Consider the following 14202-nt stretch of genomic DNA (forward strand, 5'->3'; position numbering starts at 1 on the left):
GCGGCCGACGTCACTCCCCCTCCGCGGCGGCGCAGTCGGCCCGGACCAGTGCGGCGAAGCGGCGGGCGGCGGGGCTCGCCGCGTGGCCCGTGGGCAGCAGCAGGTCGACGCGGCGCCCGAGGCCGGCATCCGCCAGCGGGACGAGCCGCAGCGGGCCGGCGGGCCGCGCGTGCAGGGAGAAGTCCAGCCCCTCCGGCACGAGCGCCACGCCCACGCCCGCAGCCACGAGATCGAGCAGCATGGGCCACTCCCCCACCTCGCACACGGTCCGGCGGGCCAGGCCGGCGTCGCGGAACGCCCGGTCGGCCTGGACACGGATCGCCCAGCCGGGCGGCGTGTCGACAAAGCGCTCCGCGGCGAGGCGCTCCAGCGTGACGGGTTCCCCGTCCGCGAGCGGGTGGTCCGGCGCGCAGGCCAGGACGACCGGTTCCTCCAGGAGCGGGACGACCTCGAGGCCCTCGCTGTACGGGGGCACCAACGGCATGACAGCGCAGTCGAGTTCACCGGCGCCGACCATCTCCAGCATCCGGACGGCGGGCAGCTGGCCGACGGTCACGTCCACACCCGGATGGGCCAGCGCGAACCGGGCGATCCACGAGGTGAAGGGCAGCGTGTGCCCGATGGTGTGCATGGCGCCGATGCGCAGCCGCCCCGACAGCACACCGCGCGCGTCCCGCACGGCCTGCCGCGCGGACTCGGCGGCGTCGAGGACCTGCCGCGCCACGGGCACCAGCGCCTCGCCCTCGGACGTCAGCCGCACCGGACGCGTACCGCGCACGAACAGCAGGGCCCCCACGTCCTTCTCCAGCGCGCGGACCGAGGACGACAGTCCCGACTGCACGATCAGTTCACGGGCCGCGGCCCGGGTGAAACTGCGCTCGTCGGCGAGGGCGACGAAGTGGCGCAGGTTGCGAAGCTCCATGGGGACATCATCTCTCGTGGAGATGGAAACCATCTGTTCCACATGTCCGGGAGCTGACACGGGGTTCCGGCCGGGACGTGTTGTGGTCGTACGCGGCACGGCACCCGTGACCGCGGCACCGCTCCGATCAGGCACCGAAGGACGCACATGACCACTCACCCTCCCGCCCTCACGGCCGCGGCCGCTCCCTCGGCCACGACCTCCCCGGGCCGGCACGCCCGCGGCTTCTGGTGCGTCGCGGCGGCCTTCCTGGTGCTGATGGCCTTCGGTACCGTCCCGACCCCGCTGTGGCCGCTGTACCAGGAACGCGACCACTTCGGCGCGACCGCGGTCACCGTCGCCTTCGCCGTGATGGTCGTCGGCGCCGCCTTCGGCTTCAGCCTGCTGGGCCATCTCTCCGACCGCCTCGGCCGGCGCCGGGTCATCGTCCCCGCGCTGCTCGTCGCCATCGCCTCGGCCGGCGTCCTCGCGGCCCGGCCGGACCTGCCGGGCCTCGTGGTGGGCCGTGTGCTCACCGGCGTCGCGGTGGGCATGATGGCCTCCACGGCCACCGCGTACCTCACCGACCTCCACCACCGGGCCCGTCCCGACCGGGCCGGTTCGCCGCTGCCCGCGCTGGTCGCCAGTGCCGTGAACCTCGGCGGGCTGTCCCTGGGTCCGCTCGCCTCGGGCGCCCTCGCGCAATGGGCGCCCGCGCCCCTGGCCACCTCCTACCTCGTCTTCGCCGCCGCGATGGCGGTGCTGCTCCTGCTGGTCCTCCTCACTCCCGAGACGGTCGACACCCGGCTCACCGCCCAGGACCGGCCGACCCGCTTCGCGCTGCGTCCCGGCCAGGGCGGCGCCTTCGCCGCGGCGGCGAGCCTGGGCTTCTTCGCCTTCGCCCTGATGGGGCTCTTCTCCTCGCTCGGCGCCGTCATGGTCCGCGGCGAACTCGGCATCACCTCCACGTTCGTCATCGGGCTGGCCCCCTTCACGGCGTTCGCCGCCTCAGCGGTCGCGCAACTCGCCCTCGGCGCCCTCTCGCAGCGCCGGCAGCTCGTCATCGGCGTGGTGGCCTTCCCCGCGGGCCTGGCCGTCACCGCGCTCGCCCTGCACGACCCGGCGCTCGGGCTCTTCCTTTTCGCCACCGCCCTGGCCGGCGGCGGCGCGGGCCTGCTGTTCAAGGGGGCGGTCACCCAGAGCGCCCGGGCGGCGGTTCCCGCCTCGCGCGCGGGGGTGCTGGCCGCGTTCTTCGTCATCGCCTACATCGGCATGGGGCTGCCGTCCATCGCGTTCAGCATCGTCGTCCGGCACGCCGCCCTCGTGCCGACCATGATCGGCTTCGGGGCCGTGCTCTCCGCCGGCGCGGTCGCCGCCGTCACGGTCGCGCTCCGGCACGAGGCCGCCGCGCGGGGCGGAAGGGTCACGGAAGAATAATTTCGTCGCGCATTGAACCACCTCCGGGGCCGGTCCGTATGCCTTCGCAGGGCGTGATCTCACGCCGCCGTGCCGGCGCGACGCCGGTCCGGACCGGACGAGGCAACAGGAAGTGTGAGGCATGGCCGAGACGACTGGCATCGCAGGAGCTCCCACCCGCCGCGCCGTGGTCGCCGGAGTGGGTGCGGCGGGGCTGGCGGCCGCGCTGGCCGCGTGCGGCGACTCGAACGACTCCGCCGGCGCGTACAGCCCCGCCGCGCCCCCGCAGGGCGGCACCGCCACCGGCGGCCAGGGGGGCGGCGACGGCGCGGCTCAGGCGCTGGCGAAGACGACCGACATCCCGGTCGGCGGCGGCACCGTCTTCGCGGACAAGAAGGTGGTCGTGTGCCAGCCGACGGCGGGCCAGTTCAAGGCCTTCTCGGCGATCTGCACGCACCAGGGCTGCGCCGTCAAGGACGTGGCGGACGGCACAATCAACTGCCCGTGCCACGGCAGCAAGTTCAACGTCGCCGACGGCAGTGTGGCCGCCGGCCCCGCCACCCAGCCCCTCCCGGCCGCGAACGTCAAGGTCCAGGGCGACTCGATCACCCTCGCCTGACCCCTGCCGCGTACCTCCCCGCGCGGGTGTGCCGCACGCCGGCACACCCGCGGCGGCATCTGCGGTGCGCCCCGTCGGGTCAGGGTGTGCGCAGCACGAATTCCCCGAGCGCCGACCGGTGTTCGCGTGCCGCGGCCCGCAGTTCCGCGAGCGCGAGCCGCCGGGCCTCGACGGGAGGGGAGAAGCGCCCGGCCGACGCCCGGACGTGCTCGCCCCAGCGGTCCTGCCAGAACTCGACCGTCCACCCCGGCCACCGCGAGGCCATCTCCGTCGCGCCCGCGGCGGCGCCGAGAAGCCACCAGCCCACCCGCCGCCGACCTGGGTCGACGTGGAGACCCGACTCCGCCGCGAGCCCACAGCGGCCGTGGTCGGGGGCTCCCACGAGGCGGTCGAGCACGGCCGGCCCCTCCGCCACCGGATGGTCGTTGCCGGCGGACAGCACATGGCACCGGTCCGCGCCGACGGTGACGACACGGACCATCGGGTCGCGTTCCGTAAGTTCCGCGTCGTCAGCGGCGAGGGCGGCGTCCGGATACACGCGGCGGCCGCGGTACCGGACGGCTTCCGGGTCGAGTCCCAGGTGGGCACGGAGTGCGGCGGGGCCGTCGTACGTCCAGCGGAGCTCCCAGCCCGGCCACGCGCGCCGCAGCGCCTCCCACAGCACGGCCCGGTGGCGCATCTGCGTGATCGGGCCCTCCCAAGCGAAGAACAGCAGCGTCCTGCCGGGCAGATCGACCAGAGCCGCGGCCTGGCACAGGCCCTCGTCCCGCCACTGCGCGGTGCTTCGGGACCGGAGCAGCGGAACGAGCACCTCGGGTCCCGCGAGCAGGTCCAGGTCGAGGCCCACCGCCCCGAAGCGGGCCTCGTACACCTCGTGCCCACCGTCCTCGCGCGCTATGACGTACGTCGCCCAATCGGCCATGGGGGAAGGATCTCAGGCGTCCGCCGCCGCCAGGGCCGTGCCCGCCTCGCGGAGGGCGTCGACGGCAGCGCGGATCGCGGGGCGGCGGTCGGCGTCCGCGCGCCAGACGGCGTAGATGTGGCGGCGCATGGTGTGCCGGACGGGCAGGGCCCGGACGCCGGCCGGCAGGAGGCCGCGGCCGAGGCGGGGCACCACGGCGACCCCGAGGCCGGCCGCGACGAGGGCGAGCACGGTGGGGTGCTCCTCGGCGTGGTGCGCGATGCGCGGTTCGACGCCCTTGCCGCGCAGGGTGAACAGCAGCCACTCGTGGCAGAAGCCGCCGTCGGGCCAGGCGATCCAGTCGTCGTCGGCGAACTCGGCGAGGTCTACCTCCGCGCGCGCCGCGAGCGGGTGCCCGACCGGGACGACGACGTCGGCGATGTCGTCGAGCAGCGGCTCCTTGGCCAGTCCGCCGGGCAGGGAGAGCGGCTTGTTGTACCAGTCGAGGACGACCGCGAGGTCGATGTCGCCGCGCACCAGGAGGCCCAGCGCGGGTTGCGGCTCCATCTCCTGGACCATGGCCCGCAGCGTGGGGTAGTCGCCGCGCAGTGATTTCAGTGCCTGCGGGAAGAGGCCGCGGACGGCGGTCGGGAAGGCGCCCATGCGCAGTTCGCCGACCGGCGCGCCGCGGTGCGCCTCCAGGTCGGAGTGGGCGAGTTCGACGAGGGACAGGATGCGTCCGGCGTGCCCGGACAGCAGGCGGCCGGCGTCGGTGAGCCGTACCCCCCGGCCGTTCTTGACCAGCAGCGCCTGCCCGGTCTCCCGTTCCAGCTTGGTCATCTGCTGCGAGACCGCCGAGGTCGTGACGTGCAGGACGTCGGCCGCCGCGCTCACCGAGCCGTAGGCGGAGATCGCGTGCAGGATGCGCAGCCGCTCCAGATTCAACATGTAAGTGATGCTACGGGATGCCGCGCAGCGAATCTCCCTTGTGCTAAGAGGTTGCTTCCGTCATCGTGTGGGCCATGAGCGCTACCGCCCGCCCGGCCGACGCCGGCCTCACCCCCGCCGGCTCCCCCTCCCCCGACGCACCGGCCCGCCGTCCCGCGCTCGACTGGCGGGTCAGCTGGGCGGTCCTCGCCCTCATCTGGGGCTTCAGCTTCCTGTTCATCAAGGTCGGCACGGAGGCCTACGCCCCGCTTCAGGTCGCGCTGGGACGGATGGTCTTCGGCACCGCCGTGCTGGCCGTGGCCTTCGCGGCGCGGCGGCAGCGGCTGCCGCGCGGCGCGCGGACCTGGGGCCACATGGCCGTCGCCGCGCTGCTGCTCAACACACTGCCGTTCTCGCTCTTCGCGTACGCGGAGCTGACCATCCCCTCGACGCTGGCCGGCATCTGCAACGCCACCACCCCGCTGTGGAGCATGCTGCTCTCGGTGGTGGCCCTGTCGGACGACAAGCCCACCCGGCAGCGCGTCGCGGGCGTCGGCATCGGCTTCGCCGGTGTGCTGACCGTGCTCGGCGCGTGGCAGGGCTTCTCGGGGACGGACCCGTCGGGCACGGCGATGGCGCTCGGCGCGTCGGCGAGTTACGCGGTGGGCTGGATCTACGTCCGCCGGACGCTCAGCGGCAGCGGCCACTCGGCGCTGTCCATGTCCTTCTCGCAGCTGCTGCTCGGCACCGTCCAACTGGCCGTGCTGACGCCGCTGTTCACCTCCGCGCCGGACCGCTGGCCGCTGTGGCCGACACTGTCGGTCGTCGCGCTCGGCGCGCTGGGCACGGGCATAGCCTTCCTGCTGCAGTACGGGATCGTCGCGGAGAAGGGCCCGACGATCGCCACGATGGTCACGTACCTCATCCCCGTCATCGCCACCGCGGCCGGCGTCGCGCTGCTGGACGAGCGGCTGAGCTGGAACGAGCCGGTCGGCGCGGTCGTCGTGCTCGCCGGGGCCGCGCTCACCCAGCGCCGCCCGAAGGCGTGACGGCCGGGCGGGGGCGCGCTCAGCCGTAGCGGCCGGTCCGGCGCGGGCGTACCGCCCCGGCGACGGCGTCGGCCAGGGCCGGCACCTCCGCCGCGGCGACCGGCGAGACCGTGATCCGGATGCCGGGCGGGGAGGCGAGGCGGAAACGGGCGCCGGGCGCGACCGCCCAGCCGGCGTGGAGCAGGCGGGTGACCGCGCCGGTCTCGTCGGGCACCGGCACCCACACGTTCATGCCGCTGCGGCCGTGCGCGGCCACCCCGAGGCCGTCGAGCGCGCCGACCAGCGCATCGCGCCGCGCCGCGTAGGCGGCCGAGACGGCGGGGACGTCGACCGCGCCGGTGCGCCACAGGTGGGCGACGGTGTGCTGGAGCAGATGGCTGACCCAGCCGGGGCCCAGCCGGAGGCGGCCGCGCACCCGGTCCACGGTGACCGGGTCGCCGGTGAGCACGGCGAGCCGCAGGTCGGGTCCGTAGGCCTTGGCGGTGGAGCGGACCAGCATCCAGTGCCGGGTGCTGCCGGACAGCGGGTGCAACGGGAGTCCGGTCAGCCCGTGCACATGGTCGTCGTCGACCACCAGCACCTCGGGGTGCGCCGCGAGGACCGCCCGCAGCTCCCGCGCCCGCCCGGCGGAGATCGTCGCGCCGGTGGGGTTCTGCCCCCGGTCGGTGACGATCAGGGCCCGGGCGCCCTGCCGCAGCGCGCGGTCCACGTCCTCCGGGCGCGGTCCTTCGTCGTCGACGCCGACCGGCACCGCACGCATGCCGAGGGCCGGGACGAGGTCGAAGACACTGCCCCAGCCGGGGTCCTCCACCGCGACGCTGTCGCCGGGCCGCAGGTGGCCGGCCAGCGCGCGCTCGATCGCGTCGAGCGACCCGGAGGTCACCGCGACCGGCCCGCCGGGCACCCCGTCGGCGTCGAAGGCGGCGCGGGCCAGTTCTTCCAGTTCCTCGTCGACGGGCGGGGCGCCGTAGAGCGTCGGCCGTTCGGCGTGCCGGGCGGCGGCCGCGGCCAGCGCCGCGCCGAACGGGGGCAGCAGCGCGAGGTCGGGATTGCCGGTGGACAGGTCCCGCACACCGGCCGGCACGGCCGGGCGGATCTCGTCGCGCGCCGTCGTCACCGGGCGGGGCCGGATCCGGCTGCCGCGCCGTCCGGCGGTCTCGATGACTCCGCGGTCGCGCAGCAGCCGGTAGGCGGCGGCGACCGTGTTGGGGTTGACCCCGAGCCGGGCGGCGAGTTCCCGCAGCGGCGGCAGGGCGGCCCCGGGCGCCAACGCGCCCTGGCCGACGGCTCGTTCGACATCGGCCGCGATCTCGGCTGCGCCCTGACCGGTGAACATGTACTCTCCTAGCACAAACGACAGTATGCACTAGTGCAAAGGATCGCGCCATGGCCGCCCCGCCGCCGTCCTCCGCCCCCTCGCCCGAGGCCGCCCCCTACCCCGCCACCGACCGGACGGTCCCGACCCGCAGCCGTGAGCGGGCCTCGTACGACCGCGACGCCGTGCACGCGATCCTCGACGCCGGCTACGTCTGCCACCTGGGCTTCGTCCGGAACGGCGCGCCGGTCGTCCTGCCGACGCTCTACGCCCGCGTCGGCGAGCGGCTGTACGTGCACGGCTCCACCGGTTCGCGGCCGCTGCGCGGCGCGGGCGAGGACCCCGGGCTCGCGGTGTGCCTGACCGTGACGCACGTGGACGGGCTCGTCCTGGCCCGGTCCGCCTTCCACCACTCCATCAACTACCGCTCCGTGATGGTGCACGGCACCGCCCGCCAGGTCACCGACCCCGCGGAGCGCGCCACCGCCCTCGACGCCGTGGTCGACCACGTCCTGCCGGGCCGCGCCGCCGACTGCCGCCCCGCGAACGCCAAGGAACTGGCCGCCACCGCCGTCGTCGCCCTCGACCTGACCGAGGTCTCCGCGAAGATCCGCACGGGCGGCCCGTCCGACGACCCCGAGGACCTGTCCCTCCCCCACTGGACCGGCGTCCTGCCCGTATCCCCCGGCTACGGCCCGCCCGTCCCCGCCGACGACCTCGACCCCTCGATCGGCCTCCCCGGCTACCTCGACCGGCACTGACCCGGCACTGAAAGGAGGCACCCCGTGCTCATCCACCCCTGGGACTCCGCCCGCGACGACGCCGAGTGGCAGGACTGGCTCGCCGCCCACGACTTCGGGCAGCTCGCGGTCAACGGCCTCCCCGGCGAACCGCCCTACGTGCAGCCGCTGCACTTCGCGTACGACGCGGAGCGGCGCGAGGCCGTCACCCACCTCGCCCGCCCCAACCCGCTGTGGCGCGCGCTGGAGGCACGCCCGGAGGCGGTCCTCAGCGTCGTCGACGACTACACGTACATCCCCGCCCCCTGGCACGCCCCCGCCGACGGCCCGCCCGAGCACGGCACCCCCACCAGCTACTACGCCGCCGTCCAGCTGGTCTGCCGCGCCCGCATCGTGGACGACCCGCAGGAGAAGGCGGACCTCCTGCTCCGCCAGCTCGCCCACTTCCAGCCGGAGGGCGACCACGGCCACGTCGCCCCGGGCGAGGCGCCCTACGGCAGGCAACTGCCCGGCATCCGCGGCCTGCGCCTCGAAGTCACCGGCGTGCGGGCGAAGTTCAAGTTCGGCGGCAACAGGCCGCCGGAGACGCGCCGGCACGTGAGCGACCTGCTGGCCGCCCGCGGCGGTCCCGGCGACGCCGCCGCCCGCGCCCAGCAACTGCGGCGCCTCGCGGCGGACAGGGACTGAGCGCCCGGTCGCGCGACCGGGCCACAACGCCGGTGCGGCCGGCCACCCGCGTGATGCAGGATGGTGCCCATGTCCCACGTCCTCGACCGTCCCGAGCCCCGTCAGGTCCCGCCGCGCGAGCACCCGTGGTGGAACCGGGCTCTCGCCCTGCTCAACCGGGACCTGGCGGCGACCCTCCCCCAACAGGGCCCGCTGCGGCTGCTGGCCCACCCGGGCCACGGCACGGAGTACTTCTACGTCGCCATGGCCGACGGCGAGTGGCACGGCAATTACCTGCTCCCGGACACGGCGGACGACCCGGAAGCCGCGCTGGCGGCCGTCGCCGACGCCGCGCAGGAGACCGTCACCGAATGTCTGTCGCGGGCGTGGCCCGTGTGCGCCGCGCATGACCGGGGGATGCATCCGCGGGATGCCGACGGGCATCTGTCCTGGTGGTGCGCGGGAGAGCGGCCGGGCGGCGGCTCGGCCCACGTCGTCGCGGCCGTGGGCGTGCTCGACACGGTTGCCGACCGCGGCTGACCGGAGCCCCGGATATTCGGGCGACTCGCGCGGCCCGGCCCGCCTACTATCGGCCGTCGCCCCCGTGTCCCCGATGTCCCTGGTCGGTCCCCCGTGAAATCCCTGGTCCCCGCCGTACTGCGTGACGAACCGCAGTTCGCCCGCCTCTTCGCCGGGCAGTCCCTGTCGGTGCTGGGCGACCGCGTGTCGTTCGTGGCCGTGCCGTTCGCCGTGCTGTCGGTGGGCGGTTCCGCCTCCGACGTCGGGCTCGTGGCGGCCGCCGGGCTGCTGCCCACGCTGCTGTTCACGCTGGTGGGAGGGGTCTGGGCGGACCGCTTCCGGCGGCACCGGATCATGCTGGTCTCGGACGTGGTGCGGTGCGCCGTCCAGGGGGCGATCGCCGTGCTCCTGCTCACCGGAGCCGCCGAGGTGACGCATCTCGTCCTGCTGATGGCCGTGTTCGGCACGGCGGACGCGTTCTTCATGCCCGCCTCGACCGGGCTGCTGCCCCTGGTCGTCGGGGCCGGCCGGCTGCGGGAGGCGAACGCGCTGCGCGGCTTCGTGCAGTCGTCCGGGCTCGTGCTCGGCCCCGCGCTGGCCGGTGGCCTGATCGCCCTGGCCGGACCCGGGGGCGCCCTGGCCGTGGACGCGCTGACCTTCGCGCTCAGCGCCGCCTTCCTGGCCCGGCTGAGACCTCGCGAGGCGGCCCCGGGAGCGGCGGCGGCGCCCGCGGGCGGCAGTTTCCTGGCGGAACTGCGGGCCGGCTGGGCGCATGTGCGCGGCACCGCGTGGGTGTGGTCGGGAATGGCGGCCATCGGGGTGTACCACGTCGTCGTGCTGCCCTCGGTGTTCGTGCTGGGGCCGGTGCTGGCCGCCCGCGAGTGGGGCGGCGTGGCGGGCTGGTCGGTCGTCGTCGCGGCCTTCGGCGCCGGTGCGATCGCCGGGGACGTGTGCGCCTACCGGCTCGACGTCGCGCGCCCCATGGCCCTGGCCGCGGCGGCGCTCGCCGTGGCGTCCTGCCAGGCCGTGATCATCGGTTCCGGCGGGTCGCTCGCCCTGATCGCGGTGCTCGAAGCGGTGACCGGCGTCGCAGTCTCCGTCTTCTTCACCCTGTGGGAGACCGCGCTCCAGACGCATGTGCCCGAAGCGGTGCTGTCCCGGGTGAGTTCGTACGACTTTTTGCTGTCGTCGGGGCTCATGCCGCTCGGTCTGGCACTCGCCGGGCCGGTGTCGGCGTCCCTCGGTGTGCGGCCCACGCTGTTCGCGATGACGGTCATCGCCGTCCCCGCCTCGCTCGCGCTGCTCTGCGTGCCCGCCGTACGGCGGCTGCCCGCGCGCCCCGCGGCCGCGCCCGCCGGCGGCCCGGCGGCGGTCGCCGACCCGGCCGCGGCGTAGGCGCCTTCGGGGTTCACCGGTCCAAACCGGCGGACGGGATCACGCGGGCGGCGTGCTTCCGTCCACGCTCCCTCCATGATCCTCGATCAAGAGGTTTGCACCCTTTGCGCATGAAAGCGACCCCTTCACGCACTTCTCGTACGTCCTGAGGTGCTGTTGGCTGGTGTGGCCGCAGGTGCCGCCCGGCGTCAGTGGTGACGTGGGTGTTCCGCCTGTCCGTTCGCACACCGCTGACTCCTCTGGAGGCCTCGTGCCCGTACCCGACAGCGCCGCCGGTCCCGGCACCGACGGATCCGTACTCGACCCGCCCGCGGACCGCCTGCCCACCAGTCTCGGCACCCGTGCCGCGCGCCGGCTGGCGGACACGGCCAAGTCCGAGCCCCAGATGGAGGCCATCTCCTCGCGGTGGCTGGTGCGGATGCTGCCGTGGGTGGATGTCAGGAGCGGCACCTACCGGGTCAACCGGCGACTGCAACTGCGCGCCGGGCGCGGCCGGGTGGACTTCGAGCACAACGGCGCTGACGACATCAGGGTGATCCCCAGGACCCTGACCGAACTGCCGGCGCTGCGCGGCTACCCGGACCTCGACGTCCTCCAGGAGCTCGCGGGCCGCTTCACGCCCCGGGAGGTCGCTCCCGGGCAGGTCCTCGCCGAGGCGGGGCAGCCCGTCACGGAGGTGTACCTCGTCGTCCGCGGCCGCTTCACGCGCTTCGCCGCCGGCCGGTACGGGGACGAGGCGGCGCTCGGCGTCCTCACGGACGGCACCCCGATGGGCGACGAGTCCCTCACCACACCCGACCCGCTGTGGCCGCACTCCGTGCGGGCGGAGACGGCGGGGGTGGTGCTCGCGCTGCCCTCGCCCGCGGGGAGGGAGTTCGCGGACCGCGTGCCGTCGCTGGCCGCCCACCTGGCGGCGTACGCGGAGCGGCAGCGGCTGCCGGCGAACCGCAAGGGTGAGGCGGACGTGCCGGTGCGGGCCGGCCACAGCGGTGAGCCGGCGCTGCCGGGCGGGTTCGTCGACTACGAGCTGCGGCCGCGCGAGTACGAACTCTCCCTGACCCAGAGCGTGCTGCGGGTGCACACCCGGGTCGCCGACCTCTACAACGGCCCCATGGACCAGACCCGGCAGCAGATCCGGCTCACGGTGGAGGAGATCCGCGAGCGGCAGGAGTGGGAGCTGGTCAACAACCGGGAGTTCGGCCTGCTGAGCAACGTCGACCACGGTCAGCGCATCAGCACCTTCACCGGGCCGCCGACCCCCGACGACATGGACGAGCTGCTGTCGATGCGCCGCAAGACACGGCTGTTCCTGGCCCATCCGAAGGCGATCACCGCCTTCTTCCGGCAGTGCAACCGGCGCGGTCTCACCCCGGGCACGGCCGAGGTGAACGGGCACGAGGTCCCCGCCTGGCGCGGCGTCCCGATCTTCCCGTGCGGCAAGATCCCCGTCTCCGACGACCAGACCAGCAGCATCATCGCGCTGCGCACCGGCGAGGCGGACCAGGGGGTGGTCGGCCTGTACCAGACCGGCATCCCCGAGGAGTACCAGCCGGGGCTGAACGTGCGGTTCATGGGCATCGACGAGGCCGCCGTCGCCAAGTACCTGCTCACCGCCTACTACTCGATGGCCATCCTCGTCCCCGACGCGGCCGGGATCCTGGAGAACGTCCAGCTCGGCCGGACCGCGGACTGACCCGCCCTGACGACCCGGTGGAGCACACATCGATGAGCACGTCCGCGAACACCGCCGCCGGCTTCACCATGCCGGGCCCGCCCCACCCCGCGCCGGCCACGGCGGCCCGCCGCCACGGCGCGATTCCCGGGCTGAGACACCGTCCCGCCGTCCCGGCCGACCCGGAGAAGTCGGCGGAGGTCGACCGGCGGGTGGAGACCTGGGCCCGCGAACTGGACCTCTTCCCTCCCGAGTGGAGCGGGGACTTCGCGCAGTTCCAGTGCGGCCGCGCCGTGACCCTGCAGCACCCCGCGGCGGCCGACCTGGAACGGCTCACCGCCGCGGGCAAACTGCTGCTCGCCGAGAACATCGTCGACAGCTGCTACTGCGAGGAGGACGAGGGCAAGGGGGCGTCCCGGCGCCATCTGGGCGGCAGGCTGGTCGTCGCGCAGTCCGCCCTCGACCCCCTGCACAGCACCCCGGAGCACGAGGCGCAGTGGCGGAGCGCCGTCGACGCCGGCGATCCGCTGCGCGCCTACCACTGCGCGCTGCGGGACTACGCGGTCCTCGCCACCCCGAGCCAGACGAACAGGTTCGTGCACGATGCCGCCCGGCTGCACCTGGGCTACCTCGCCGAGGCCTCCTGGGCGCAGACACGGCACATGCCCGAGGTCTGGGAGTACCTGGTGATGCGGCAGTTCAACAACTTCCGCCCCTGCCTGTCGATCGTCGACGCGGTGGACGGCTACGAACTGCCCGAGCCGCTGTACGCCCGGCCGGAGGTCCAGCGGATCACCGCGCTGGCCTGCAACGCCACGACGATCGTCAACGACCTGTACTCCTTCACCAAGGAGCTGGCCAGCGATCCCGACCACCTCAATCTGCCCCAAGTGGTCGCCGCGAACGAGAAGTGCGGCCTCAAGGCCGCCTATCTCCGCAGCGTCGAGATCCACAACCAGATCATGGAGGCGTTCGAGAGGGAGTCCGCGGCGGTGTCCGCCGCCTCGCCGCTGATCGAGCGCTACGCCCAGGGTCTGGCCGACTGGGTGTCCGGCAACCACGAGTGGCACGCCACCAACACCCACCGCTACCACCTGCCGCACTACTGGTAGGCGCCCGGTCGGCGCCGGCCATCCGGCGCCGACCGCTGTCCGACCACTGCCTGACCATCGGATGTCCCAAGCAAGGAGTCACCGTTGACCACTGTGCACCCCGGCACCACGTCCGTCTCGCTCCCGACGCAGTCCACGTACCAGAGCCGCGTCGCGGACTACTGGAACGCCGAGGAGAACCCGGTCAATCTCGAACTCGGCAAGCTCGACGACCTGTACCACCACCACTACGGCATCGGCGACGCCGACCGCTCGGTGCTGGACGAGCCGGACCCGGGCCTGCGCCGCGAGCTGATCACCCGTGAACTGCACCGGCTGGAACAGGCTCAGGCGGAACTCCTCGCCTCCCGTCTCGGACCGCTGTCACCGGAGGACCGGGTCTTCGACGCCGGATGCGGGCGGGGCGGCGGCAGCGTGGTCGCGCACCAGCGGTACGGGTGCCACACCGACGGCGTGACCATCTCGGCCAAGCAGGCCGACTTCGCCAACGACCAGGCCCGGCAGCGCGGCATCGACGCCAAGGTGCGCTACCACCACCGCAACATGCTCGACACCGGGCTCGCCACCGGCGGGTACGCGGCCTCGTGGAACAACGAGTCCACCATGTACGTCGAGCTCGACCTGCTCTTCGCCGAGCACGCCCGGCTGCTGCGCCGCGGCGGTCGGTACGTGGTGATCACCGGCTGCTACAACGACACGTACGGGCGCGCCTCGCGCGAGGTCTCCCTCATCAACGCCCACTACATCTGCGACATCCACCCCCGCTCGGAGTACTTCCGGGCCATGGCCCGCAACCGGCTGGTCCCGGTCCACGTCGAGGACCTGACCCCCGCCACCCTCCCGTACTGGGAACTGCGCAGTGAGGCGGACCACTTGGTCACGGGCATCGAGGACGCGTTCGTGACGGCCTACAAGAACGGCAGCTTCCAGTACCTGCTGATCGCGGCCGACCGCGTCTGACAATCCATCA

The 14202-nt window shown here is 74.0% G+C and carries 14 protein-coding genes; 10 read left to right on the plus strand and 4 right to left on the minus strand.

What is annotated here, in order from left to right; all coding sequences use genetic code 11:
• Window positions 1-10: 10 nt before the first annotated feature.
• Window positions 11-922 (minus strand): LysR family transcriptional regulator, encoded by a 912-nt coding sequence (locus ACIP9H_RS35440; protein WP_401594882.1) that lies wholly within the window; start codon window positions 920-922, stop codon window positions 11-13.
• A 147-nt stretch (window positions 923-1069) separates the two neighbouring features.
• Here ACIP9H_RS35440 and ACIP9H_RS35445 point away from each other — a divergent pair, with 147 nt between their 5' ends.
• Together ACIP9H_RS35445 and ACIP9H_RS35450 are read left to right on the plus strand one after the other, a co-directional pair.
• Window positions 1070-2338 (plus strand): MFS transporter, encoded by a 1269-nt coding sequence (locus ACIP9H_RS35445; protein WP_401963146.1) that lies wholly within the window; start codon window positions 1070-1072, stop codon window positions 2336-2338.
• Window positions 2339-2459: 121 nt separating this feature from the next.
• Window positions 2460-2936: a Rieske (2Fe-2S) protein gene (locus ACIP9H_RS35450; RefSeq protein WP_401594876.1), complete on the plus strand. Its 477-nt coding sequence runs from the start codon at window positions 2460-2462 to the stop codon at window positions 2934-2936.
• Window positions 2937-3015: 79 nt separating this feature from the next.
• On the opposite strand, the gene ACIP9H_RS35455 is transcribed toward ACIP9H_RS35450, so the two are convergent.
• Together ACIP9H_RS35455 and ACIP9H_RS35460 are read right to left on the minus strand one after the other, a co-directional pair.
• Entirely contained in the window at window positions 3016-3858 is an 843-nt protein-coding gene (locus ACIP9H_RS35455; RefSeq protein ID WP_401963148.1) for a hypothetical protein, read from the minus strand.
• Window positions 3859-3870: 12 nt separating this feature from the next.
• Window positions 3871-4785, minus strand: coding sequence for a LysR family transcriptional regulator (locus ACIP9H_RS35460; RefSeq protein ID WP_401594871.1), 915 nt, complete (start codon window positions 4783-4785; stop codon window positions 3871-3873).
• A gap of 74 nt (window positions 4786-4859) precedes the next feature.
• On the opposite strand from ACIP9H_RS35460, the gene ACIP9H_RS35465 reads away from it, so the two are divergent.
• The gene (locus tag ACIP9H_RS35465) at window positions 4860-5813 is read left to right on the plus strand and encodes a DMT family transporter (protein ID WP_401594868.1); all 954 of its coding nucleotides are present in this window, start codon (window positions 4860-4862) and stop codon (window positions 5811-5813) included.
• A 19-nt stretch (window positions 5814-5832) separates the two neighbouring features.
• Here the strand turns inward: ACIP9H_RS35465 and ACIP9H_RS35470 are convergent, their stop codons facing one another.
• Window positions 5833-7149, minus strand: a complete 1317-nt coding sequence (locus ACIP9H_RS35470) for an aminotransferase class I/II-fold pyridoxal phosphate-dependent enzyme (protein ID WP_401963151.1) — start codon at window positions 7147-7149, stop codon at window positions 5833-5835.
• A gap of 50 nt (window positions 7150-7199) precedes the next feature.
• Here ACIP9H_RS35470 and ACIP9H_RS35475 point away from each other — a divergent pair, with 50 nt between their 5' ends.
• The 7 genes from ACIP9H_RS35475 (at window position 7200) to ACIP9H_RS35505 (ending at window position 14192) form a co-directional block, all read left to right on the plus strand.
• Window positions 7200-7889 (plus strand): pyridoxamine 5'-phosphate oxidase family protein, encoded by a 690-nt coding sequence (locus tag ACIP9H_RS35475; RefSeq protein ID WP_401963153.1) that lies wholly within the window; start codon window positions 7200-7202, stop codon window positions 7887-7889.
• A gap of 24 nt (window positions 7890-7913) precedes the next feature.
• On the plus strand, window positions 7914-8555 hold the full coding sequence (locus ACIP9H_RS35480) for an FMN-binding negative transcriptional regulator (protein ID WP_401963155.1): 642 nt from the start codon (window positions 7914-7916) through the stop codon (window positions 8553-8555).
• Window positions 8556-8624: 69 nt separating this feature from the next.
• On the plus strand, window positions 8625-9074 hold the full coding sequence (locus tag ACIP9H_RS35485) for a hypothetical protein (RefSeq protein WP_401594859.1): 450 nt from the start codon (window positions 8625-8627) through the stop codon (window positions 9072-9074).
• Window positions 9075-9167: 93 nt separating this feature from the next.
• On the plus strand, window positions 9168-10448 hold the full coding sequence (locus tag ACIP9H_RS35490; RefSeq protein WP_401963157.1) for an MFS transporter: 1281 nt from the start codon (window positions 9168-9170) through the stop codon (window positions 10446-10448).
• A gap of 250 nt (window positions 10449-10698) precedes the next feature.
• Complete coding sequence (locus ACIP9H_RS35495) at window positions 10699-12141, plus strand: family 2B encapsulin nanocompartment shell protein (RefSeq protein ID WP_401963159.1); 1443 nt, start codon at window positions 10699-10701, stop codon at window positions 12139-12141.
• Window positions 12142-12173: 32 nt separating this feature from the next.
• Window positions 12174-13232: a family 2 encapsulin nanocompartment cargo protein terpene cyclase gene (locus ACIP9H_RS35500; RefSeq protein ID WP_401594852.1), complete on the plus strand. Its 1059-nt coding sequence runs from the start codon at window positions 12174-12176 to the stop codon at window positions 13230-13232.
• An 84-nt stretch (window positions 13233-13316) separates the two neighbouring features.
• On the plus strand, window positions 13317-14192 hold the full coding sequence (locus tag ACIP9H_RS35505) for a geranyl diphosphate 2-C-methyltransferase (RefSeq protein ID WP_401594849.1): 876 nt from the start codon (window positions 13317-13319) through the stop codon (window positions 14190-14192).
• Window positions 14193-14202 lie beyond the last annotated feature (10 nt).

Origin of the sequence: Streptomyces sp. NPDC088732, assembly GCF_044751205.1 — a bacterium.
Classification (GTDB): domain Bacteria; phylum Actinomycetota; class Actinomycetes; order Streptomycetales; family Streptomycetaceae; genus Actinacidiphila.